This is a genomic window from Limosilactobacillus agrestis, assembly GCF_014145585.1.
Lineage (GTDB): Bacteria > Bacillota > Bacilli > Lactobacillales > Lactobacillaceae > Limosilactobacillus > Limosilactobacillus agrestis.
Genome location: NZ_JACIVF010000035.1, coordinates 23,234 through 48,572, shown reverse-complemented (window position 1 = coordinate 48,572; position 25,339 = coordinate 23,234). Strand labels below are relative to the sequence as shown.

At 38.7% G+C, this 25,339-nt stretch carries 21 protein-coding genes; all 21 read left to right on the top strand.

The window, feature by feature from the left end:
• Position 1: 1 nt before the first annotated feature.
• Positions 2-652, top strand: a complete 651-nt coding sequence (locus H5R88_RS02495; protein ID WP_182578063.1) for an amino acid ABC transporter ATP-binding protein — start codon at positions 2-4, stop codon at positions 650-652.
• A 17-nt stretch (positions 653-669) separates the two neighbouring features.
• Positions 670-1,521 carry an amino acid ABC transporter substrate-binding protein gene (locus tag H5R88_RS02490; RefSeq protein WP_182600179.1) on the top strand — a complete coding sequence of 284 codons (852 nt, stop codon included), beginning with the start codon at positions 670-672 and terminating at the stop codon, positions 1,519-1,521.
• A gap of 349 nt (positions 1,522-1,870) precedes the next feature.
• Entirely contained in the window at positions 1,871-3,118 is a 1,248-nt protein-coding gene (yfmF, locus tag H5R88_RS02485) for an EF-P 5-aminopentanol modification-associated protein YfmF (RefSeq protein ID WP_182600178.1), read from the top strand.
• A 4-nt stretch (positions 3,119-3,122) separates the two neighbouring features.
• Entirely contained in the window at positions 3,123-4,421 is a 1,299-nt protein-coding gene (gene yfmH, locus H5R88_RS02480) for an EF-P 5-aminopentanol modification-associated protein YfmH (protein ID WP_182578066.1), read from the top strand.
• 94 nt (positions 4,422-4,515) lie between these two features.
• Positions 4,516-5,541 (top strand): helix-turn-helix domain-containing protein, encoded by a 1,026-nt coding sequence (locus tag H5R88_RS02475; RefSeq protein WP_182600177.1) that lies wholly within the window; start codon positions 4,516-4,518, stop codon positions 5,539-5,541.
• 26 nt (positions 5,542-5,567) lie between these two features.
• Positions 5,568-6,155, top strand: coding sequence for a CDP-diacylglycerol--glycerol-3-phosphate 3-phosphatidyltransferase (pgsA, locus tag H5R88_RS02470; protein WP_182578068.1), 588 nt, complete (start codon positions 5,568-5,570; stop codon positions 6,153-6,155).
• A gap of 122 nt (positions 6,156-6,277) precedes the next feature.
• A complete protein-coding gene (locus H5R88_RS02465) occupies positions 6,278-7,525 on the top strand; it encodes a competence/damage-inducible protein A (RefSeq protein WP_182600176.1) in 1,248 nt (415 codons plus the stop codon).
• Between the two features lie 89 nt (positions 7,526-7,614).
• The gene (gene recA, locus H5R88_RS02460) at positions 7,615-8,700 is read left to right on the top strand and encodes a recombinase RecA (protein ID WP_182588744.1); all 1,086 of its coding nucleotides are present in this window, start codon (positions 7,615-7,617) and stop codon (positions 8,698-8,700) included.
• Positions 8,701-8,931: 231 nt separating this feature from the next.
• Positions 8,932-10,473 carry a ribonuclease Y gene (gene rny, locus H5R88_RS02455; protein WP_182600227.1) on the top strand — a complete coding sequence of 514 codons (1,542 nt, stop codon included), beginning with the start codon at positions 8,932-8,934 and terminating at the stop codon, positions 10,471-10,473.
• 161 nt (positions 10,474-10,634) lie between these two features.
• On the top strand, positions 10,635-13,280 hold the full coding sequence (gene mutS, locus H5R88_RS02450; protein WP_182600175.1) for a DNA mismatch repair protein MutS: 2,646 nt from the start codon (positions 10,635-10,637) through the stop codon (positions 13,278-13,280).
• 11 nt (positions 13,281-13,291) lie between these two features.
• Positions 13,292-15,298 (top strand): DNA mismatch repair endonuclease MutL, encoded by a 2,007-nt coding sequence (gene mutL, locus H5R88_RS02445; protein WP_182600174.1) that lies wholly within the window; start codon positions 13,292-13,294, stop codon positions 15,296-15,298.
• Between the two features lie 12 nt (positions 15,299-15,310).
• Complete coding sequence (gene ruvA, locus H5R88_RS02440; protein ID WP_182600173.1) at positions 15,311-15,910, top strand: Holliday junction branch migration protein RuvA; 600 nt, start codon at positions 15,311-15,313, stop codon at positions 15,908-15,910.
• 14 nt (positions 15,911-15,924) lie between these two features.
• Positions 15,925-16,941, top strand: coding sequence for a Holliday junction branch migration DNA helicase RuvB (gene ruvB, locus H5R88_RS02435; protein ID WP_182600172.1), 1,017 nt, complete (start codon positions 15,925-15,927; stop codon positions 16,939-16,941).
• A gap of 12 nt (positions 16,942-16,953) precedes the next feature.
• The gene (locus H5R88_RS02430) at positions 16,954-18,042 is read left to right on the top strand and encodes a tRNA-ribosyltransferase family protein (protein WP_182600171.1); all 1,089 of its coding nucleotides are present in this window, start codon (positions 16,954-16,956) and stop codon (positions 18,040-18,042) included.
• Between the two features lie 71 nt (positions 18,043-18,113).
• Positions 18,114-18,569, top strand: a complete 456-nt coding sequence (gene yajC / locus H5R88_RS02425; protein WP_182578076.1) for a preprotein translocase subunit YajC — start codon at positions 18,114-18,116, stop codon at positions 18,567-18,569.
• 126 nt (positions 18,570-18,695) lie between these two features.
• Entirely contained in the window at positions 18,696-19,655 is a 960-nt protein-coding gene (locus tag H5R88_RS02420) for a DHH family phosphoesterase (RefSeq protein WP_182578077.1), read from the top strand.
• Positions 19,656-19,668: 13 nt separating this feature from the next.
• Complete coding sequence (locus H5R88_RS02415) at positions 19,669-21,042, top strand: DEAD/DEAH box helicase (protein ID WP_003676050.1); 1,374 nt, start codon at positions 19,669-19,671, stop codon at positions 21,040-21,042.
• A 258-nt stretch (positions 21,043-21,300) separates the two neighbouring features.
• Complete coding sequence (gene alaS, locus H5R88_RS02410) at positions 21,301-23,955, top strand: alanine--tRNA ligase (protein ID WP_182600170.1); 2,655 nt, start codon at positions 21,301-21,303, stop codon at positions 23,953-23,955.
• Positions 23,956-24,231: 276 nt separating this feature from the next.
• Entirely contained in the window at positions 24,232-24,498 is a 267-nt protein-coding gene (locus tag H5R88_RS02405; protein WP_003666685.1) for an IreB family regulatory phosphoprotein, read from the top strand.
• Positions 24,495-24,938, top strand: coding sequence for a Holliday junction resolvase RuvX (gene ruvX / locus H5R88_RS02400; protein ID WP_182600169.1), 444 nt, complete (start codon positions 24,495-24,497; stop codon positions 24,936-24,938). The genes H5R88_RS02405 and ruvX overlap by 4 nt, the downstream gene beginning before the upstream one ends.
• Positions 24,939-24,947: 9 nt before the next feature.
• Entirely contained in the window at positions 24,948-25,244 is a 297-nt protein-coding gene (locus H5R88_RS02395; RefSeq protein ID WP_182578080.1) for a DUF1292 domain-containing protein, read from the top strand.
• Positions 25,245-25,339: the final 95 nt, after the last annotated feature.

Sequence of the window (25,339 nt, the reverse complement as noted above, 5' to 3'; positions counted from 1 at the left end):
AATGTTAGAAGTTCGAGACTTAAAAAAGAGTTTTGGCGATCGGCAGATTTTAGATGGGGTTAATTTAACCGTTAACGATGGTGAAATCCTTTGTATTGTGGGTCCCTCAGGTGCTGGAAAAACGACCTTACTTCGTTGTATTACTGGGTTGGAAACCCCTGATAGTGGTGAGTTTTTCATTAACGGTCGTCGATTTGATCCCCAGGGAACGGATGCGGCTGATCGTGTAATAGGTGTAGTTTTCCAAGATTTTAAGCTTTTTCCAAATCTTTCAGTAATGGAAAATATTACTTTGGCGCCAATGATGGTATTGAAAAAGAATAAGCAAGAAGCAATTGATGATGCCCAAAAACTACTTGAAGAATTAGGGCTTAATACAAAAGGAAAGTTATACCCATACCAACTTTCAGGTGGACAAAAGCAACGGGTTGCAATTGCTCGTGCATTAGCAATGAAGCCTGAAATTTTGTGTTATGATGAACCGACATCAGCACTTGATCCAAACCTACGAAAAGATGTTGCTAATATTATTTTAGGATTAAAGAAGGACGGAATGACCCAATTAATTGTTACTCACGATTTAGAATTTGCAGAAGATATTGCTGATGATATTTTACGAGTACAACCAATTGATCAACGCCAGAACAAATAGGGAGAGGAGCAATACTGATGAAAAAAGCAAAAACAGTTTGGTTACTTATTTTGTTAGTAGTCCCTGCCCTTCTTCTCAGTGGTTGTGAAAGTGTAACAAAACGTGCTGATACGCAAGATACATGGAACCGGATTGAGCGACGAAAACGAGTGATTGTTGGGCTTGACGATAGCTTTGTGCCAATGGGGTTTCGGCAAAAAAATGGTAAACTAGTTGGTTATGACGTTGACCTTGCACGGGCAGTTTTTAAGCAGTATGGGATAAAAGTTGATTTTCAACCGATTGATTGGTCAATGAAAGAGACAGAGTTAAAAAATGGAACGATTGATTTATTATGGAATGGTTACTCTATTAATCCTAGCCGTGCTAAAAAAGTCGCCTTTAGTCGTTACTATTTAGAAAATCGGCAGATATTAGTAACTAAAAAGAAGAATAACATTAAAAATTTGAACGGAATGACTGGTAAAACATTAGGGGTCCAAAATGGTTCAACTGGGGTAACTGTTTTGGATGAGAAACCAAAGCTATTAAAAGACAAAATTAAGAATCATACACCAGTCCTTTATGATACGTTCCCTAATGCATTCATTGATTTAAATGCCAATCGAATCCAGGGGATCTTAATGGATGAAGTGTATGCTAATTACTATATCAAACACCAACCAAACAGTAATTCCTATCGAACGTATATTAGTAAAGAGTTGCCAATGGAACATTTTGCAGTTGGAATGCGAAAAGGTGACAAAACCTTAAAGAAGAAGATTAATCAAGGTTTAGGTAACTTGCAGAAAAATGGCGAGTTACGGGGGCTTAACGAAAAATGGTTTGGTCAAAATAGTAACTATTTAGGTCCGGATAACACTAAATGAGAGAGTGTGGAAAATAACCTTCTTGACAAGGTGTAAGCTAAAATGATGATTAGCATGGCAGGGATGATTATCGTTCGTATTTAGGCTCAAGCCTTGTAGCAACACGAAGCTAGTTCCACGTTATCTTACCATTGTTCGTGAAAGCAGTTGAGGCTGAGAGAAAACTTTTGTTTTCTCTCAGCCTCCTTTCCTACAAACAAATTAATAAAAATATGGTGAATTTTCGTAATCGGTTTGTAATTTAGTCGTATTTAACGTATCATTATTCAGTATGATAATTCGAACGTAACTAGGCTGCAGCTAGTGGAATCCCTCTTGCTGCATTTTATATTGAAGGGAGAAAGAGAACGTGGATTTTAATCTTGCTCGTGGCGTGGACTTGCACATTATACCCACAAAACAATTTAAGATGAATCACGTCTTAATAGATTTTGCGACTCCGCAAACACCAACAAATGCTACTGCACGAAATTTATTGGCAAACCTATTAGAGACCAGCACGCATCGCTATCCAACACAGACCGCTTTGGCCCGGCAACTAGCATCCTTATACGGTGCTTATGTTAATTTATATGTTAACCGCCTTGGAACATTACATACTGTTCGGTTGCGGGCGAGTTTTGTCAACAATCGTTTTGTTGACGGGGACGTGTTTGAAAAGATTAGTGGATTAATAAATGAAATTATTTTTCATCCCTTGATTGATGACGGGGAGTTTGATGGGCCTACTTTTAGGATTCAATCTAATAATTTAAAAAGTGCAATAAAGTCGCTCTACGACGATAAGCAATTTTTGGCTAATCAACGTCTGATGGACTTATACTACCAAAATGATTCGGTAATGAAGATTCCTAGCTTTGGTCAAATTACTGATTTGGAGAGTCTAAACGCTAAAAGTTTAGTTTCAACATATCAGTCAATGATTGCCGAAGATAAAATTGATATTTTTGTGTTAGGTGACATTGATCCGCTGCGTGCTCAGCAACTTTTTGCTAAGTTACCTTTTAAGAATCGCAATGTTATTAGTAATTCACTTTTGTACCACCAATCACTGTATGATCAAGTTCAGAGAAAAACAGAATATCAACAAGTGAACCAGGCAAAGTTAAATTTGGCATACTCCTTGCCTACTTATTATCATGATCCTGATTATTATGCTGGGTTGGTTTTTAATGGCCTTTTTGGTGGGACACCATATTCAAAGCTTTTTACGAATGTCCGTGAGAAAGCGAGTTTAGCTTATTATGCTTCTAGCCGGCTTCTTCCATTTAATGGGGTTGTAAGTGTCCAAACGGGAATTCAAGCGAGTGACAAAGAAAAAGTTCAAGATATGATTCAGGAACAATTAATTGCCTTGCAGGATGGTGATTTTACTACCGAGACGCTACGTGAAGTTCAAGATAGTCTGATTAATCAATACCGTGCAGGGCATGATTTGGCAAGTAACGTATTAGAACAACAATTAGTTACCAAATTAATTAATGAATCGGATAAGGACTTTATTACCGAAATAAAAAAAGTAACCGTAGCTGATGTGATGCGGGTTGCTAAACAGATGAAGCTTCAGGCAGTTTATTTATTAAGTGGTGAGAAATAATTATATGGATAGAGAAATTTATCAAAAGTTTAACCAGTCCATTTACCGTGAACAACTATCAAATGGCTTAAAAGTCCAGCTCTTACCAATGGAAGGCTACCATAAGACCTATGCTATTTTAACAGCTGATTTTGGTTCCATTGATAATCATTTTATACCGTACCGTCAAAAAGAGGCCATCACGGTTCCTGATGGGGTAGCTCACTTTCTTGAGCATAAAATGTTTGAGAAGAAGGATTATGACGCTTTTGACTTATTTGGTAGATTAGGAGCGGATTCAAATGCCTTTACTAGTTTTACCCAAACAAGTTATCTATTTTCGACTACGAGTAACCTTCATGAGAATTTAGATGTTTTATTGGATTTTGTGCAGGATCCGTATTTTACGGCAGAAACAGTGAGGAAAGAGCAGGGAATTATCGGACAAGAAATTCAAATGTACGAGGATGATCCGGGGTGGCAACTTTACTTAGGTATTTTGGGGAACTTATACCCCAAAGATCCAATGCGGATTGATATTGCAGGAACTGTTGAATCAATCAGTCATATTACACCGGAAATTTTGATGGATAGTTACCGGACTTTCTATCAACCAACCAACATGAACCTTTTTCTAGTTGGACGCTTAGATCCAGAAGAAACGATGGCATGGATCAGGCAAAATCAAGAACGAAAGCTTTTTGCGCCTGCTGAAACACCGCAACGGTTATTTAGCTTGAATGATCCGACTGCTCATGATGTGATTCCATTCCGGTCATTAACGATGGATATTGTTCGGCCTAAAGTAATGGTGGGCTTAAGAGGAACAAAACAATTTGATGATGGGAAAGAACGACTCCACTACAAATTAGCAATCGACTTGTTATTAGATGTTTTGTTTGACGATACGTCAGATAATTATTTGCGCTTGTACAACAATGAAACATTGGATGACACGTTTAGCTATAATTTTGAAATGCAACGTGGCTTTCATTTTGCATATTTTAGCTCTGATACTGATCAGATGGAGCGTTTTGCAGATGAAATTATTGATATTCTTGAAAGTGCCGATCAGCAAATTGAAGCGGCGCGGACAAGGTTTGAGGGTATAAAGAAAGCAGAACTAGGACGATTAATTAGCTTATTAGATTCTCCAGAAGCAATTGCCAATCGTTATGCTGGAGACCTGTTTGCAGGTGCCAGCTTGATTGATGAGATTGCAACCTTGGAGACTATTACGATTGATGACCTTTATCAGGTTGCAAAAGAATTCATTACGCCTCAAGGTATTTCGGTTTATCAAGTAATTCCACAACATCAATAAAATAAACTTTTCTTATAGATTTATCCCAATAAGCTAATATATAATTGAGATATAATATCTAAGAGTAAAGATAAATGAAAATGGAGATAGAATAATGAGTGAGAACGAGAACGATCAAAAACGACTTGAAATCGGTAAAATTTTACGAAAAGCACGGGAGGAGAAGGGCTATACCCTCGATGACCTTCAACAAATGACTAAGATTCAAAAGCGGTATTTAATTGCGATTGAAGATGAAAATTTTGATGAACTTCCTGGTGATTTTTATGTTCGTGCGTTCATTAAGCAATATGCTAATACAGTGGGCTTAGATGGTAATGAATTATTGCAAAAATACGATGATCAATTGCCACAGACGAAAACAGAAGAGTACTCTGATCACTTAGCTCAAGCAGTTGAAACTCGTGCTAATCAACGAAAGACTGTTAGCGGCAGTGTCGACAGGGTTCGTAATTATATGCCAACAATTATTATTGCTTGTGTGATTGTTTTAGTGTTGGCAGCTATTTGGATTACTGCCATTGCCCGCAATCATCGTGATTCTTCTACACGGATTGATAATAGTTCGGTATCCGTTTCTGGAGAGAGTCGTAAGAAGGCCTCTACCTCTGCTAAAAAGGCAAGTACAAAGCAAAGCAAATCAACAGCAATCAAGCTCCAAGAGGCGCCTAATCGGAATGATACAAGCGTTACTTATACAGCAAGTCAACTTACTAAAGACACAACGCTACAAATTGAACCAAGTGATCGTTCTTGGATGCAAGTAAAAGCAAATAATAATGACTTATTAAATAAAACATTGAATAACAATGAAAAAACAAATATAAAAATAGGTCGTGATACAACCTCATTAGTAATTACAGTTGGTAATGCTCGAGCAACAAAATTAAAGATTGGTAATCAAGAAATTGACTTTACGAATAATGGTCGTTATCAGAATACTCGAAATGTAACGATTAACTTTGGCCAAAACCAAACAAGTAACAGTTCAGCAAGTCAGTCATCAAATAGTTCAAGCCAGGCTTCTTCGTCATCTGCTCGTCCTAATAATGCAACGCAACCTTCTGCTGCTAATAATAACAGCCGTCCTCAGACGAATGTTAGTCAACCAACTCGTTAATTAAGAGTACTAAAGGAGTTAGAACATTGAATTTACCAAATAAACTAACTGTTATACGTTTAATTATTATTCCCTTTTTCTTATTATTAATGGTTCTGCCATTACAAAGTTGGGGAGCTGTAAGCTTTTGGGGAGCAACTATTCCAATGGCTCAGCTTATTGCTGCTATTTTATTTATTGCCGCAACAATTACTGATAATCTTGACGGACAAATTGCACGACGACACCATCTTGTAACTAATTTTGGGAAGTTTACTGATCCGCTTGCTGATAAGTTACTTGTCATGACTGCATTTATCGTTTTAACTGGAAATGGTGTTGTTCCATCATGGGTCACTTCAATCATTATTTGGCGAGAATTATCTGTTACTGGTTTACGCTTACTATTAGTGGAACAAGACGGGGTGGTATTGGCCGCTAAAATGCCGGGGAAGATTAAGACAACTACTCAGTTTATTGCAATTATCTTCTTACTCTTAAATAATGTTATTTTTGCTATTTGGAGTATCCCATTTGGCCAAATCATGTTATATATTTGCTTGTTCTTTACTATTTATTCTGGAGTGGATTACTTCGTTCAAGGACGCGATGTTTTTTCAGATGGATTTAAATAGGATATGGAGGGTGAGAAAAAACTTTTGTTTTTTCTCACCCTCACGTTTTTTATTCATAGTTTTAAGATTTTAGTGAAAATGACTATACTTTACGTATATATATTAATAGGGGATGAAGTTTTATGGATGCAGAAATTATTTCAGTAGGAACTGAAATCGTCCTTGGACAAATAGTTAATACTAATGCAGCGTACTTAGCTAACAGACTAACCCAACTTGACTTACCGGCTACCTATCAAACGACTGTTGATGATCAATCACAAAGGTTAGAACGTGTTATTACTCATGCGTTGGCTCGTGCACAATTAGTTTTTGTTTGTGGGGGACTTGGGCCAACTGCAGATGATATTACAATGCCCACCGTTGCCAAAATCTTAGGAAAAGAGTTGCGGACTGACGAAGAACATTGGAAATGGATTCAAAAAACATTTGAACAACGACAAATAAAAATGGAACCAGAGAATATTCGCCAAGCGCAGTATCCGCAGGGAGGAGAACCACTTGCTAATCCTGTGGGACTTGCTCTAGGATGTTGGTATGAAACTAAGGGTAAAGTTGTGGTTGTCTTACCGGGACCACCTGCTGAATTTAAGCAAATGGTTGAAAAGAGCCTGGTGCCTAAACTCCAACAATATTTCCAAACGGAAAAGCAAATTACTAGTCGGACATTAAACTTTTTAGGGCGGCCGGAGTCACAATTAATGGATGAAATTGAAGGTGCTACTAACGATATACCAGGGATAAGTATTACCTCTTATGTTCAACCAACGGCAATCCAGGTTCGCCTCACCGTGCGAGACTTACCAGTTGATAAAGCTGAAGAAAAAATTGATCAGGCGCAGGAAGCAATTCTTGCAGTTGAAGAACCATTTTTCTTTGGTGTGGGAGATGGACTCACACTTGCTAAAGTCGTTGTTGAACAATTAAAAAATTGCGAGTGGAAATTGACCGCAGCAGAAAGCTTAACAGGGGGGATGTTCCAAAGTACTATTTGTTCCGTACCAGGAGCCTCGACTGTTTTTAATGGAGGGTTTGTTACTTATGCTGCTAGTGCAAAGGAAAAGCTATTAGAAATTCCTCATAACACGATTGAACAGTACGGAGTAGTAAGTTCTGAAACTGCTGCAGCAATGGCGGAAGGATGTCGACGAAAGCTAAATGTTGAAGTTGGGATTGGTTTTACTGGTGTGGCAGGTCCAGATATGTTAGAAGGACAACCAGCAGGTACGGTCTGGATTGGACTAGCAATAAAAGGACGTTCAACTAAAACCGTTCAATTGCATCTTGCATCCTATGTTGGAAGACAAGCAATTCGTACGTTAAGTGTTCAGTATGGGCTTCAATTGATCTATCGTGAATTAAAAAAATAAACGAACTTTTGTTCACTTTTTTCTTGTTTTTTTGGCTAAAACTGTTATTATTAGTTATCGGATAAACCGTGAAAAAGGAGGAATTTGATTTGGCTGACCAACGAAAAGCAGCATTAGATGTTGCTATCAGAAAGATCGAAAAGAACTTCGGTAAGGGTTCTATTATGCGAATGGGTGACGCCACTGATATGAAGATTGCTTCAGTTTCTAGTGGTTCCCTTGCTATTGACAAGGCACTTGGAATTGGTGGATATCCTCGTGGTCGGATAGTTGAAATTTACGGCCCTGAAAGTTCTGGTAAGACTACTGTAGCATTGCATGCAGTAGCGGAAGTACAACGTCAGGGCGGGACAGCAGCCTATATTGATGCTGAAAATGCTCTTGATCCTCAATATGCAGAAGCCTTGGGTGTTAATATTGATGACCTATTGCTTTCACAGCCTGATAGTGGTGAAGAAGGACTAGAAATTGCTGATGCATTGATTTCAAGTGGGGCCGTTGACTTAGTAATTGTTGATTCGGTTGCAGCATTAGTTCCTCGTGCGGAAATTGATGGTGATATGGGTGACACCCATGTTGGATTACAAGCTCGTTTGATGTCGCAGGCTCTTCGGAAACTTTCTGGTGAAATTAACAAGACAAAGACAATCGCTATCTTTATTAACCAGATTCGTGAAAAAGTTGGTGTGATGTTTGGTAACCCTGAAACAACAACTGGTGGACGGGCACTTAAATTTTATTCAACTATTCGGATGGAAATTCGTCGTGCTGAACAAATTAAGAATGGTACGGATGTGATTGGAAATAAAGCTAAAGTAAAGATTGTTAAAAATAAGGTTGCTCCGCCATTCAAACGTTGTGAAGTTGATATTATGTATGGTGAGGGAATCTCTAAGACTGGTGAATTGCTAGATATGGCAGTTGAAAACGATCTTGTTGACAAGAGCGGTGCCTGGTACTCATATGGTAATGAACGTATTGGGCAAGGTCGTGAAAATGCTAAAAAGTGGCTTAAGGAGCACCCAGACAGCATGAATGAATTAATGGATAAAGTTCGTGTTGCGAATGGGATGGAACCATTAAATGAAAAGTCAACGAAAGAAACTGCTGATGATAAAGCCAGCGGTAAGACCGGTGAAAATAAACAAGAAACAATCGAAGAAGCAAGTAAATAATAATATTTGAAATTGAAATTCCCTAATTTTTTAGCATTAATAGCTGAATATTAGGGATTTTCCTTTTTATGATGGCTGTTTAAGTAATTGCTAAATTCAATAGTTGACACCTTAGTGTGGCAAGATTAAAATTTAACTTGTGTGATGTTTTTTTGATGTTACACGGTGAAATTAATTTATTCATACCAACAACATAATAGTTGAAGCGGAGGTGAAATAGTGAAAATTTTAATGTTCGCCGCGCTTGCTATGGTTGTCGGAATTATTGTCGGCTATGTAATTCGCAAGGTTTCATATGAAAAACAAGTTGCAGAAGCACATAATGATGCTAAAGGTATTATTTCTAAAGCAAAACAAGAGGCAGTAACGGCGAAAAAAGAAGCTATTTTAGAAGCAAAAGAAGAGAGTCATCAATACCGCGAGAGAGTGGAAGATGAGTTAAAACAGCGGCGGAGTGAGGTCCAACGGCAGGAAGATCGCTTACTCCAACGGGAGGCTTCTTTAGATCATAAGGATAGTGCTCTAGAAAAAAGAGAAAATGCAGTTGGTGTTCGTGAACGTAAATTAGATCAAGAAAAAGAGCAGCTTCATCAATCAAAGGAACAAGCAGAAGCCTTAATTGAACAACGCAAACAAGAAGTTGAAAAAGTTGCTCAGATGTCACAAGAAGATGCTAAGCAGTTATTATTATCTGAAGTAAAAGAACAGTTAAAGACTGAACGTGCAGTAATGATTCGTGACAGTGAACAAGAAGCGGAACTTTCTGCAGAACGTAATGCAAAGAAACTAATTGTTGAAGCAATTCAGCGTAGTGCTGCTGATGTTGTCTCAGAGACGACTGTTTCGGTTGTTAATCTTCCTAATGATGATATGAAAGGAAGAATAATTGGTCGTGAAGGTCGAAATATTAGAACTTTAGAGACGTTAACAGGTATTGATTTGATTATTGATGATACGCCAGAAGCTGTCGTATTGAGCGGCTTTGATCCTGTACGACGTGAGATTGCTAAGATTGCGCTTGAAAAATTAATTCAAGATGGTCGGATTCATCCTGCACGAATTGAAGAAGCAGTTGATAAGGCTCGTAAGCAGATGGATACTCAACTACGGGAAACTGGTGAACAAGCATTATTTGATTTAGGAATTCATTCAATGCATCCAGACCTAATTAAGACGGTTGGAAGAATGAAGTACCGGACTAGTTATGGTCAAAATGTTTTAGACCACTCAATTGAAGTTGCTAAGTTAGCTGGGATTATGGCTGCTGAGCTTGGAGAAGACGTTACATTAGCAAAACGTGCGGGACTCCTCCATGACATTGGGAAGGCAATTGATCATGAAGTTGATGGTTCGCATGTTGAGTTAGGTGTTGAGCTAACCCGCAAGTACAAAGAAAATAAAGTAGTTATCAATACGATTGCTTCCCACCATGGTGATGTACCAGCTACTTCTGTAATTGCTGTTCTTGTACAAGCAGCAGATGCAATTTCAGGAGCACGTCCTGGTGCTCGAAGCGAGTCATTAGAACAATACATTCAACGTTTAAAGAAACTGGAAAGCATAGCAAACAGTTATGATGGTGTCGACCATAGTTATGCAATTCAAGCTGGTCGAGAACTTCGCGTTATTGTCAAACCGAAGAAGATTTCTGATTTGCAGGCAACAACTTTGTCACATGATATTAAGAACAAAATTGAAAAGCAATTAGAATATCCAGGACATATTAAAGTAACCGTTATTCGGGAAGTTCGAGCAGTTGATTATGCTAAATAAACTGATTTTTTCAGTTCCTATAAAGAGGCTGGGTATAACCTTCAGTCTCTTTATTATTTTAAATAATATCCATCATTAACTGATATCTTGCGGTAAATTTAGACAAAAAATATAATTAGTTTATTATTAAGATTAAAAAGATATTAACGGGGTGAAATTTAGTGGCAAAAAAAACAACGCCGATGATGGAACAATATCAAAAGGTAAAAGATCAATATCCCGATGCCTTTTTATTTTACCGACTTGGTGATTTTTATGAACTATTTAATGATGATGCGGTTAAAGGAGCACAACTTCTTGAACTGACATTGACGACTAGGAACCATAGTGCAAAAAATCCAATTCCGATGTGTGGGGTACCCCATCGAGCAGTTAATAACTATGTTGATATTTTGATTGATAAGGGTTATAAAGTAGCAATCTGCGAGCAGATGGAAGATCCTAAAAAAGCTAAGGGAATGGTAAAACGAGCTGTTACGCGTTTGATTACTCCTGGAACGCAAATGGATTTAAATGGTGAACAAGCACGCGATAACAATTATCTTGCGGCAATTAGTGTGCAAAATGGTTTATTTAGTATTGCCTATACAGACTTATCAACTGGTGAGCTTAAAACGACAAACTTAAATAACGCTAATGATACGGTTAATGAATTAGTAAATCTTCAAAGCAAAGAAGTAGTTGTGGATGGTGAGCTTCCAGGTGAAATAACGACCCAGTTTAAGCAACGAAATATCCTTCAATCACACCAGCCAACAGTCCTTAAAAATGCTGAAATTAGCTATCTCACCCAAGATCTTGCGGATAAAGCCCAACAGCATGTTGTTGCATTACTTGTATCGTACTTATTAACAACCCAAAAGCGCTCTTTGGCACATATGCAGAAAGCAATTGCGTATCAACCTAGCTCCTTTATGAAGATCGACCACTATTCTAAAACAAATCTTGAGTTAATGCGTAATATGCGAAGCGGAAAACGTCAGGGAACTTTAGCATGGCTCTTAGATGAGACAAAAACAGCAATGGGAAGTCGTCTTCTTAAACGATGGATTGACCGGCCATTAATTAATCAAAATGCAATCAGTGAACGACAAGATAAGGTCCAAGAATTATTAGACCACTATTTTGAAAGAAGTAATTTACAACAAGAACTAATTAAGGTATATGACCTTGAACGCTTGGCAGGGCGGGTTGCCTATGGAAGTGTTAATGGACGTGATCTTATTCAACTTAAGACTTCCTTAAAGCAAGTTCCTAAAATAAAATATGTTTTAGAAACCCTTGACTCTCCTGTCTTTGAAGAATTGCAAAAACAATTAGACCCCTTGGCCGATGTGGCAGATTTAATTGATCAATCAATTGTTGAAGAACCGCCAATTGCTGTTACTGAAGGTGGCATAATTAAGGATGGCTATAATGACCAATTAGACCAATACCGCGATGCAATGAATAATGGGAAACAATGGATTGCAGACCTGCAAGAACATGAACGGAAATTAACAGGGATAAATAATCTCAAAATTGGTTATAATCACGTATTCGGTTATTACATTGAGGTCACAAAAGTTAATCTTGATAAGCTTCCTAAAGACCGTTATGAGCGTAAACAAACGTTAGTTAATGCGGAACGCTTTTCTACTCCTGAATTAAAAGAAAAAGAAGCATTAATAATGGGAGCGCAAGAAAAGTCGACAGCCTTGGAATACGATATTTTTGTTAAAATTCGTGAACAAGTCAAGGGACAAATTACACGCCTGCAAAAGTTAGCACAACAACTTGCGGAATTAGATGTGCTCCAAAGTTTTGCGGTTGTTAGTGAAGATTACCATTTTGTCCGTCCTAAAATGAATACTGACCACGTCTTAAAAATTAAAGATGGTCGTCACCCGGTTGTGGAAAAATTTATGGGGCATCAAGAATATGTGCCCAATGATGTTTTAATGGGGGAAGATACTGATATTCTCCTGATTACTGGGCCAAACATGTCAGGGAAGAGTACCTATATGCGTCAGCTAGCATTGATTGCGGTAATGGCACAAATTGGCTGTTTTGTTCCTGCTAAGTCTGCAGAATTGCCAATTTTTGATCAAGTCTTTACGCGCATCGGAGCGGCTGACGACTTAATCTCTGGTGAAAGTACCTTTATGGTTGAAATGATGGAAGCAAATAATGCCTTGCTTCATGCTACTGATCGTAGTTTGATTCTCTTTGATGAGATTGGCCGGGGAACTGCAACTTACGATGGAATGGCATTGGCCCAGGCAATTATTGAGTACGTTCATCAGCATGTTCATGCTAAAACTCTTTTCTCAACTCACTATCATGAACTAACAGCCCTAGAAAAGAGTTTATCTCGACTTAAAAATGTTCATGTGGGAGCAACTGAAAAAGATGGGGAGTTAGTGTTCTTACACAAGGTCAGCTCAGGGCCTGCAGATAAGTCTTACGGAATCCACGTGGCTAAACTAGCAGGAATGCCATCCTCATTATTAAAACGTGCAGATACTATTTTACAAAAGTTAGAGCAAAAGGATGTCAAATTACCGAATACCCCTAAAGCGGCAACAGATACTTACCATACAGAACCAATATCAGCAAAGATAAATGAAGCGGCAACGGTAAAGAAAGAGGCTGCACCAGTTGTTGAAGATAATGGTCAACTTGAATTATTTGCTACTCACCCTGAGAAAAAAGAAGCGAGTGTTGATCGGCGGATCTTACATCAATTAAAAGAACTTAATTTAATGGGGATGACCCCCATGGATGTTATGAATCAAATTTATAAGTGGCAGCAGAAATTGAAATAAGGTGATAGTTAATGGGAAAGATTCATGAATTAGATAATATTTTAGCCAATCAAATTGCTGCTGGTGAAGTAATTGAACGTCCAGCATCAATTGTAAAAGAATTAGTTGAAAATTCATTGGATGCCCATAGTCACCGTGTGGATATTATTGTTGAAAATTCTGGCTTAGATAGCGTGCGCGTGATTGATGATGGGGATGGAATTGCTGCTGAAGATATTAGCCTTGCATTTCACCGCCATGCAACCAGTAAAATTAATTCGCGTCATGACTTATTTAAGGTGCAGACGATGGGGTTTCGTGGTGAAGCGCTACCTAGTATTGCATCAGTCGCTGATGTAACGCTTACGACTGCTCAGGCTGGTCAAAAAGAAGGAACAATGATTCATTTACGAGGAGGAAAAGAATTAGTAGTAAAGCCGGCCGGTGCGCGTCAAGGAACCGATATTAAGGTAACTGACTTATTCTTTAACACTCCTGCCCGATTAAAGTACTTAAAATCCCCCCAAACGGAGCTAACCAGAATTACAGATATCATTAATCGGCTTGCTCTTGCTAATCCAGCAGTTGCTTTTAGCTTTACCCACAATGGGCGGGAACTATTTCGTTCAGCAGGTAATAATAACTTACAACAGGTAGTTGCCGCAATTTATGGCGTTCAAGCAGGACGCAAGATGATTGAGATAAGCGGCGCAGATGATGATTTTAAGGTTAGGGGTTTTGTTTCTTTACCAGAATTAACACGAGCATCACGCCAATATATAACAATCACAATCAACCATCGGTATATTCGTAATTTTGAATTAACAAAGGCCATTATTCAGGGATATGAATCAAAACTAATGGTTGGTCGTTATCCGATCGCTGTAATCAACATTGACTTGGATCCAGTTTTGGTTGACGTGAATGTCCATCCGGCTAAGCGTGAGGTTCGTCTAAGCAAAGAACAGCAACTAGTAGAATTGATTGCTGAGACAATTCGGAAGCGGATAGCAGTCGAAAACTTGATTCCAGATGTAGATGCCGACCAATTTATTCCTAACGATAACGAGATAGCGGACCTTGATCGCCGGTTAAAGGAAGCATCGCCTGTTTATCATGCTGCGCCAATTTCAGCAGTACCAGCAAAGGAGAGGGAAGCAACTGGGATTTCTACTCCAGAAGCTGATAATCCGGCACATGCTGACGCGCTTGATAGTGAAATTCCAGCACCGATCGTTATCCACCATCTTGAAGATTTAAATACACCAGCAATGCAAAAATTTGATGAGCGTTATCAAAATGAGGGTGAAGTTACGCCGTTTTCTGCTCCAGTTCCTATCATCGCTAAGAAGTCCGTAAAATCTACAAATATTGAATTAGATGTTCATGATAAACAAGATCAGCAGCAAAAGCGGTTTCCTGATCTTCAATATATTGGTCAGCTTCAGGGAACCTTTTTATTAGCACAAGCAGGAGATGGTCTTTACATTGTTGACCAACATGCTGCTCAGGAGCGAATCAATTATGAGTATTACCGCCAAAAAATTGGTGAAGTGAGCGCTGATCAGCAAAATTTCTTGGTTCCGCTTGTTCTTAATTATTCGACTGTCGATGCAATGACAATTAATCAGCACCTTGATACGCTGGCAGCGGTCGGATTAGAATTAGAGTCATTTGGCCAGAATAGTTTTATTTTGCGCGCCCATCCCACCTGGTTTAAAGAGGGCCAAGAAGAAGATACGGCCAAAGAAATGATTGATTGGTTAATTAAGAATGGGAAGCTAACCATCAAAGAATTTCGAATGAAGACAGCGATTATGATGAGCTGTAAGCGGGCCATAAAGGCTAACCACCACCTTGATGAACGGGAAGCTAAAGCCTTGCTGAAACGGTTACCCCAATGTGAGAATCCCTTTAATTGTCCACATGGGCGTCCGGTAACTGTTCATTTTAATGATCAGGATTTAGAAAAGATGTTTAAACGAATTCAAGATTCTCATACCCCGTATGCGGATGATTTTGATGACCATGAATTTTAAGGAGGAATTACCTTGTACGAATACTTAACAGGCCTTGTAACCGTTGTTGCACCACAATATATCGTTGTTGATGTTAATGGGGTTGGCTATAAATTATTAGTTGCTAATCCCTATCGTTATCAAGAGGATCAGACTAAGAAGGTCCAAGTATATGTTTACCAAGCAGTTCGTGAAGATAATATTTCCTTGTTTGGCTTCACAGATCAAAACGAAAAAAAACTCTTTATGCAATTAATCAATGTTTCTGGAATTGGACCAAAGAGTGCCTTAGCAATTTTAGCGAACCCTGATCACCAGGGACTTGTTGATGCAATTACTAATAATAATGTTAGCTATCTGACTAAGTTCCCTGGAATTGGGAAAAAGACCGCTTCGCAAATTGTGTTAGACTTACGTGATAAGCTTACTAATGAAAGCAGCAGCTCATTATTTGCAACAACTCAGCTTGCCGTTGATGCAACAGTAAATAGTGAGCTGAAAGATGCTTTAGAAGCATTGGCGGCATTAGGATACAAGGAACGGGACATTAAAAAGGTTCAAAAGACATTAATGAAAGAAGAACAAATGGCAACCGATGAATACTTAAGACAAGCATTAAGGTTGCTTAACTAGGAGGTGTAAGACTTGTGGAAAATGATCATGGTATTTTATCAGATCAACCATCAGGGGAAGAAGAAAACCAAGTGGAGGTGACCCTTCGCCCACAGAAATTAAAAGAATATATTGGCCAACCTAAAATCAAGCACGAACTAGAAGTATATATTAAGGCAGCCCAATCCCGGGAAGAAGCCCTTGATCATGTATTGCTGTATGGTCCTCCGGGATTAGGGAAGACAACTTTGGCGATGGTAATTGCTAATGAGATGGGCGTTAATATTAAAACAACGAGTGGACCAGCAATCGAAAAACCAGGCGATTTGGTGGCTTTATTGAATGAGCTAAAGCCAGGAGATGTCCTTTTTGTTGATGAAATTCATCGATTACCTAAAGTCGTGGAAGAAATGCTTTATTCAGCGATGGAAGATTACTATATTGATATTGTTATTGGTGAGGGACCAACTGCGCATCCCGTTCATTTTCCCCTTCCTCCATTTACATTAATTGGGGCAACGACACGGGCTGGAATGTTATCGGCACCATTACGTGATCGTTTCGGGATCGTTGAACACATGAACTACTATACTCAAGATGAATTAACAAAAATTATTTTTCGTTCTGCTAAGATTTTCCATACGAGTATCCAAGATGAAGGAGCCCATGAACTATCCCTTCGTTCACGGGGAACGCCGCGAATTGCAAACCGCCTTTTAAAACGGGTGCGGGATTTTGCCCAGGTAGCAGGGAAACAAAGTATTGATTTGGCAATTGTAAAGCAGGCATTATCGCTTCTTCAAGTTGATAACCACGGACTAGATGAGATTGACCGAAAAATGTTGTTAACGATGATCAATTTCTACCATGGAGGCCCAGTAGGTTTAAAAACAATTGCGGCAAATATTGGCGAAGAAACTAATACGATTGAAGAAATGTATGAACCATATTTATTACAAATTGGCTTTATCAGTCGTACTCCTCGCGGTCGGTTAGTGACACCGGCAGCGTATGAACATTTAGGGATTGAATATCCAACTGATAAAAATTAATTGAGGAAAGTTATGAGTAAGTTAGAATTTACAATTAATCAAAATGATCGCCAAGCACGAACCGGACTTTTGCAGGTTAATGGACGACAAGTTGAAACACCGGCTTTGGTTGCTAGTGGAGATGAATTAGAAAAATTATCACCCCTTCAGCTTAAGCAGACTGGGATAAGAGCGGTTAAAACAAGTGGCTTAAAGCGTTGGCTAAAATATGACTCGGTGACTGAAAAATTAGGAGACCTCCATCAGCTTTTTCAGTGGGATGGTCTTTTATTTGTGGACTTGGAAACTGAGGAGGCTTATCGCTTAGCAAAGCCACGTGGAAAAAAGCATGATGGTGTTCGATTTCATGATCCAACAACTGGTCAATTAAAATTCTGGCAACCAGCAACTGCTCTTCAAATTCAAGAAGTACTCGGGGCTGATATTTTTCAAAGCTTTGACCAAGCAACAGATTATTATGCGCCAGTTGATGATTTAAAAGCAGGGGTAAAACAAACAAATGACTGGTTATCTGTTGTCGTATCTCAAAAAGAACAAGCACTTGGTTCGATTGTTGGTGGCGGCTTGAGAGATTTGCGGACAGCCAGTATTGAAGCGGTTGATGAAGCCGGATTAAGCGGTTATCGTTTGAGTGGGATTCCTAACAACTTAGATGATCCAGAGTTTAGCCGAATCATTAATGAAATTACGCCTAAACTAGCAGAGCAGAAACTACGCTACCTCCCTGCGGCACTTTCTTTTGACCAGATGCTAGTGGCAATTTTAGCAGGAGTTGATTTAATTGATAGCAATCTAGCAGCCAAAAAAGCGGCTAATGGAACGGCATTAGTTAATCAAGGTGCGTCTGCTCTTCATCTTGATCGTGAACATTTTAGGTTTGATTCACAAGTAATTGATCGTCAATGTGCTTGTATAACTTGTCAAGCAGGATATTCAAGGGCATTACTCCATAGTTTAATTACCAATCATAGTTTTTACGGTGAACAACTCTTGCTGCAGCATAATCTTTTTACCCTCAATAAATTAATGAGTAGTTTGCGACAGGCAATTAAAAATCATCAAACAAAAAATTTTGTTCAAGAATTGTTACAGAATCAATAGAGTATATGGCTTTTTATGGTAAAGTTTGTTAAAGTTAATGTTAGTTAACTTTTTGAAGGGATGGATAGACTGTGAATAGTTTGAGTAGTTTTGTTCTTGGGGCTGCTTCATCTAATAATGCAAGTGGTTACTCCGGAATTATTTTAATCATCTTAATGGTAGCATTAATGTACTTCTTTATGATTCGCCCACAACAAAAGCAACGTAAAGAACACCAAGAGATGATGAATGAATTACACCCAGGTGATGAAGTTGTCACGATTGGTCGGATGCATGGTAAGATTGATTCAATCAATAAGGCTGATCGGACAGTTACTTTAGATTGTGAAGGGATCTACCTTACTTTTGATATGGTGGCAATTGCCCGCGTTATTAAACGAGCAGATACACCAGCTAATGAAGCTTCACAAGATAATAAAACTGTTGCTAAGGATAGTACTAAAGATGCTTTAGCAGATAGTGCTACTAGTGAACCTGCATCTGCAGCGAGTGCTAGCGATGAACAAAAGGACAGCGAAGAAAAGTAATTTAATTTAGATGAAAATAGTCGTAAACTGGCGAATGTTTTCATCTTTTTTATTTGGTTGTCAATCACGTTTATTGCTATACTAAAAGATAGTGTTAAATTTTATTCGGGTAAGGAGAAAAGCATAATGGCAGATCCATTAACAGCAATTTTTGAACAAATCAAAAAATACAATAAAATAATTATTCATCGGCACCAGCGCCCTGATCCAGATGCGATTGGCTCACAAGTTGGCCTTGCAGAAATTTTGCGGGCTTCATTCCCATATAAGCAAATTTACGTTGTAGGGAAGCATATTCCTGGGTTTGATTGGATCGGTGAGATGGATACGATTGATAATCAGACATTTGATGATGCACTAGTAATTGTTACAGATACAGCAAATGCTCCCCGGATTGATGATCGGCGTTTCGACAATGGGGACGCGCTTATTAAGATTGATCACCACCCTAATGATGAACCCTTTGGCGATATTATGTGGGTTGACCCAGATGCTTCTAGCTGTTCTGAAATGATTTATAGTTTTTATCAACGATTTGCAAAAGAATTAACTCTTCCCCAAAAGGCTGCCCATGCCTTATACGCAGGAATTATTGGCGATACAGGTCGTTTCCTTTATCCAGCAACAACTCCACGAACGATGCTAGTTGCAGGTTCGTTAATGGCGGCCGGGGCAAATGCAGCGGAAATTAGTCAGCACGAAAATGAAATTACCTTACCAGTGGCCCGTCTATCAGCATATGTTTATGAAAATTTGCAGATATTAGATAATGGAGCCGCATATGTTATCTTAACCAATGAAATTTTAGAACAATTCGGATTGACTGAAGCCGGGACATCTGCAATTGTTTCTTTACCAGGTCGAATTCATGATGTTATTGCTTGGGCGATCTTTGTAGAGCAAGAAGATGGCCATTATCGCATTCGTCTCCGTTCAAAAGGGCCGACAATTAATGAATTAGCTAAGCAGCACGATGGGGGTGGACATCCCCTTGCTAGTGGCGCTAAGGCTAAAGATGAGGCAGAAATTAAACAAGTGATTGATGAATTGGACCAATTAACACAAAGTTATGCAAACCAAAAATGAAAGGGAAATAGCTATGAGTGATAAAAAATTCGCTGATTTTCAGTTACAACCTTATCTGTTAACAGCAATTCAAAAAATTAATTTTCGTCAACCAACACCGGTCCAACAACGAGTAATACCAGTGATTATGGCGGGACGAAGTGTTGTGGGGCAATCAGCGACCGGTAGTGGAAAAACACATGCCTTCCTTTTACCGATTTTTTCAAAGATTAATCCAGAAGATCAAACCGTTCAAGCAGTAATTACAACTCCTAGTCGGGAATTAGCATACCAAATTTATAATGCGGCAAAGCAACTTAATAAGTATGCTCCTCATCCTCTTACCATTCACAATTATGTTGGTGGTACAGACAAGCAGCATCAAGTTGACCAATTAAGCCGAAAACAACCCCAATTGGTCATTGGAACGCCAGGGAGAGTATTAGACTTAATCAAGAGTCAGGCATTGGATATTCACACAGCGAAAATGTTTGTGGTAGATGAAGCAGATATGACCCTAGATATGGGATTCTTACATGAAGTTGACCAAATTGCCAGTCATTTTCCTGATGACCTTCAGATGATGGTTTTCTCAGCAACGATTCCGCAGAAACTGCGTCCATTTTTAAAAAAGTATATGGAAAATCCAGTCGTTGAAGAGATTCCGACTGAAGCAGTAATTAATCCAGACGTTGATAATTGGTTAATGTCAACTAAGGGGCAAGATCGTAATCAACTAATTTATCGTTTGTTGACTCTTGGTGAACCATATCTTGCGTTGGTATTTGCTAATACAAAAGAACGAGCAGTTGAATTAACTCAGTATTTAGAAAATCAAGGGCTCAAAGTAGCGATGATTCATGGAGGACTAGAAGCTCGTCGGCGTAAACGGACAATGCGGCAAATCCGGGATCTTGAATATCAATATGTTGTAGCAACTGATTTAGCAGCTCGTGGAATCGATATTGATGGCGTATCACTAGTAATTAATGACGACTTGCCAACTGACCTTGAATATTTTGTTCATCGGGTTGGTCGTACAGGGCGAAATGGGATGAAGGGAACTGCCATTACCCTATATGAACCAGCAGAAGATGATTTGATTGCTAAGCTTGAGGAGCGGGGAGTTAAATTTGTACCAAAAGAATTAAAGAATGGTCAACTAGTAACTACCCATGACCGTAATCGCCGGAAGCATTATAAGCGGCGCCAAAATGAACTTGATCCGTCAATGAAAGGTTATGTAAAAAAGACTAAGAAGAAGGTTAAACCTGGTTATAAGAAACGGATTAAAAAGGCGATTAAGGAAGATGAACAGCAAAAACGGAAACTTGAATTACGTCATAAAATTCGGAAAGCTAAACGTGCGCGCCAAAAACAACATCGCCGTGAGCGAAATGCCCGTTGATTTTAAAGTAATTGTTCGCTATAATATGACACGTTTGGGATATGCTATAACTTTTGGAACATTTCAGAGACAGTTGGTAAGGTGTGACAACTGATTTCCTAGCTTTAGTGCTCCCCATTCGGATAATTTGATATTTAACCTTGGGAAACCAAGAAGTAAAGAGGTAAACGAATTCCATCGTTGCAAGCAGAGTGGTACCGCGTCAATCCGGCGTCTCTGATTCGCAATGATGGTTTTTATTTTAGAAAGGGCGATTTGATGAAAGAGTTAAAGCAACTAAATAGTGCTCAAGTACGGCGGATGTACTTGAAGTTTTTTGAAGAGCATGGCCACCAAGTTATGCCAAGCGCTTCATTAGTCCCGGTAAATGATCCAACATTACTATGGATTAACTCTGGGGTTGCCACAATGAAGAAATATTTTGATGGAAAAGTTGTTCCTGATAATCCACGGATGACAAGCTCACAAAAGAGTATTCGGACGAATGATATTGAAAACGTCGGTAAAACTGCACGGCACCATACTATGTTTGAAATGTTGGGTAACTTCTCTGTTGGTGATTACTTTAAAAATGAAGTAATTCCGTGGGCTTGGGAATTGCTAACAGGTGATGAATGGTTTGGCTTTGATCCTGCACGGCTATACATTACTTATTACCCTAAAGATCATGATGCTTATAATCGGTGGCGTGAAGTAGGGGTTGCTGAAGATCATTTAATTGCTGATGAAGATAACTTCTGGGATATTGGTCAAGGTCCATCTGGTCCTGATACAGAAATTTTTTATGACCGTGGTCAAGAATTTAATAATTTAGCCGATGATGATCCAGAAAACTACCCTGGTGGTGAAAATGAACGCTACCTTGAGATTTGGAACATTGTCTTTAGTCAATTTAATCATACGCCAGAAGATACTTATGAACCACTTCCTCATAAAAATATTGATACGGGGATGGGTCTTGAACGGGTTGTTTCTATCTTTGAAAATGCCCCTACCAATTTTGAAACCGACCTATTTATGCCATTAATCAAGCAAGCGGAAGAGTTTAGTGGTACTAAGAAGTATGGTCAAAACAAAGAAGATGATATTCAATTTAAGATCATCGCTGATCATATTCGGACAATTACCTTTGCGATCGGCGATGGGGCTTTACCTTCAAATGTTGGTCGTGGATACGTTATTCGGCGTTTACTTCGGCGAGCAGTTGTTGCTGGAAAGAAGCTGGGAATTGACGAACCATTCTTAGCAAAGATGGTTCCAACAGTCGGCAAGATCATGGAAGACTACTATCCTGATGTTCTTAAAAATGCTGACTATATTGCTTCAGTTATCAAATCAGAAGAAGATCGCTTCAGTGCAACCTTAAATGGCGGATTAAACTTGTTGAATAACGTGATTGCTGAAGCTAAGGAAAATAAGACCAACGAAATTGATGGACGAACAGCCTTTAAGCTTTATGATACTTATGGCTTCCCAATTGAATTAACCAAGGAATATGCTGAAGATGAAGGACTAACAGTTGATGAAAAGGGCTTCCAAGCAGCAATGACAGAGCAGCAAAATCGTGCTCGTAATGCCCGTGACATGGATAACGGGATGGGAGTTCAAACTGATTTATGGACTTCATTCAAGGAAGATAGTAAATATGTTGGTTACACTGATTTGACTGTTGATAATGCAAAAGTTATTGGCTTAGCGCATGATGGTCAACAAGCTGATGAAGCACAACCAGGCGATAAGAACATCGAATTAATTTTTGATGTAACGCCATTCTATGCTGAAATGGGAGGGCAAGTCGCTGATACTGGTGACATTATTGATAACTATGGTAAAAAAGTTGGTCAGGTGATTGATGTACAACACGCACCAAACCAACAAAACCTTCACCGGGTAGAATTAACTGCTCCTATTAAAAAGGGTGCCCGTTACAAACTGGTCGTTGACCGTCTTCGTCACCTTAAGATTGAGAAAAACCATACAGCAACGCACTTATTAGACCAAGCATTGCGGAACGTTCTTGGTGGTCATACTCAACAAGCCGGGTCATTAGTTGAAGAACATTACTTACGGTTTGACTTTAACCACTTTGGTCAAGTAACTGCTGAGGACCTCAAGAAGGTTGAAAACATGGTTAACGAGCAAATTTGGAAGGAAATCCCAGTCAAGACAGTCGAAACTGATATTGATTCTGCTAAGGAAATGGGTGCTATTGCCTTATTCTCAGATAAGTATGGTGATAAGGTCCGGGTTGTAAAAATTGGTGACTTTAACACTGAATTCTGTGGTGGTGACCATGTTAAAAACACGAATGAGCTTGGCCTCTTCAAGATTGTTTCTGAAGGAGGTGTTGGAGCTGGTGTTCGCCGGATCGAAGCAGTAACTTCCAGTGATGCTTTTAAGTTCCTTCAAGACCGTGATAATCTCTTAACAAAGAGTGCTGCTAGTTTAAAGGTTGCCCAAATTAAGGAAGTTCCTCACCAAGTAGAAACACTGCAAAATGAGTTGAAGGAAGTACAAAAACAAAATGAGTCTCTTCAAGCTAAGATTGCTGCTCAACAGGCAAATAATGTTTTTGAAAATGTTCAATCAACCAAGAATGGAAGCTTAATTGCTGCTGAAGTTCAAGTTGCTGGAATGGGTCAATTACGGCAACTTGCTGATACTTGGCGTTCAAAGGCTCTTTCCGATATTCTTGTCCTTGCAACAGCTAATGATGGTAAAGCAAACCTATTAGTAGCTGTTAGTGATGATAAAACTAAAGAGGGCTTAAAAGCTGGTGATCTTATTAAGGCGATTGCGCCAGCTATTAATGGTGGCGGTGGAGGTCGACCAAACCTCGCACAAGCTGGTGGAAAGAATCCTGCTGGAATTAAAGATGCCTTGGGGCAAGCTAAGGACTATCTCGATAAGTAAATCAAGAATAAGAGGGTAAATAACCATCTTTTAATAATATGAAAGATTGAAAGAAATCAGTTTTTAAAGTTCTTTCAATCTTTCTTTTTGTAAGAACTTCTTAAAGTAATAAAAAAATACTACCGGTAAGCCTTATTATCAGCTATAATGGTAAAACTTGTAGTTTGGACTATAATTAATATTACTGTTTACTTACAATTGACAAATGTAAATTGTGATTTTAATAAGAATATAGTAAAATTGATGGTTGAAAAGAATATCTGGAGGTGACGATTGATGGCTACAAATGATAAAACGATGTTCTTTGATTTCGGTCAAGAACGTCAAGAAGATATTAAGCAAACATTAAAGACGGTTTATGAATCATTAGAAGAAAAGGGATATAATCCGATTAATCAAATTGTCGGTTATCTTTTATCTGGTGATCCTGCTTATATTCCGCGTTTGAATGATGCACGTAACTTGATTCGTCAGCATGAACGTGACGAAATTATTGAAGAGCTTGTTCGGTCATACCTAAAGAATAATGGAGAAACTAAATGAGATTAATGGGACTAGACGTAGGTTCTAAAACAGTTGGTATTTCTGTAAGTGATCCGCTTGGTTGGATTGCCCAAGCGGTTGAGATTATTCCAATTGATGAAGAAAACGAAATTTTTGGGATTGATCGTGTTGCCGAGTTAGTAAAAGAAGAACAGGTAGCTGGGTTTGTAATTGGCCTTCCTAAAAATATGAATAACACAGAAGGACCTCGTGTTGAAGCATCTCAGCACTATGGCAAGCTACTACAACAACGTTTTCCAGATATTCCTATTGATTTTCAAGATGAACGTTTAACGACGGTTGAGGCGCACCGAATGCTAGTTGAAGAAGCAGATATTTCACGTGCTAAGCAGAAAAAAGTTATTGATGAAGTCGCAGCAACATTCATTTTACAAAGCTATTTGGATCGTCATGGCCGCCTTGTGAATAAGTTAAAATGAGGTATTAAAATGAGCAAACAAGAAAATAACGAAGACATGATTACATTAATTGATGAGAACGGTAATGAACAATTGTTTAAGGAATTGTTTACGTTTGATTCTGATGATTATGGGAAATCATATATTTTTATTTATCCAGCGGAACAGGAAAATGACGATTCCGTTGATATTCAAGCTTACATTATAGCTGATAATGAAGATGATGATGGACAAGATCTTGTTCCAATTGAAGATGATAAGGAATGGGACATGGTTGAAGAAGTATTAAATACTTTCCTTGATAATGACGGCAATTTTAAAGCTTAATTAAAATTACAGGATAAATAAAATATTAACAAAAGGGGAGCTGTGGACACGTTTGTCACAGTCCTTTTTCTTTACAAACAGGAAGGATCATCAGG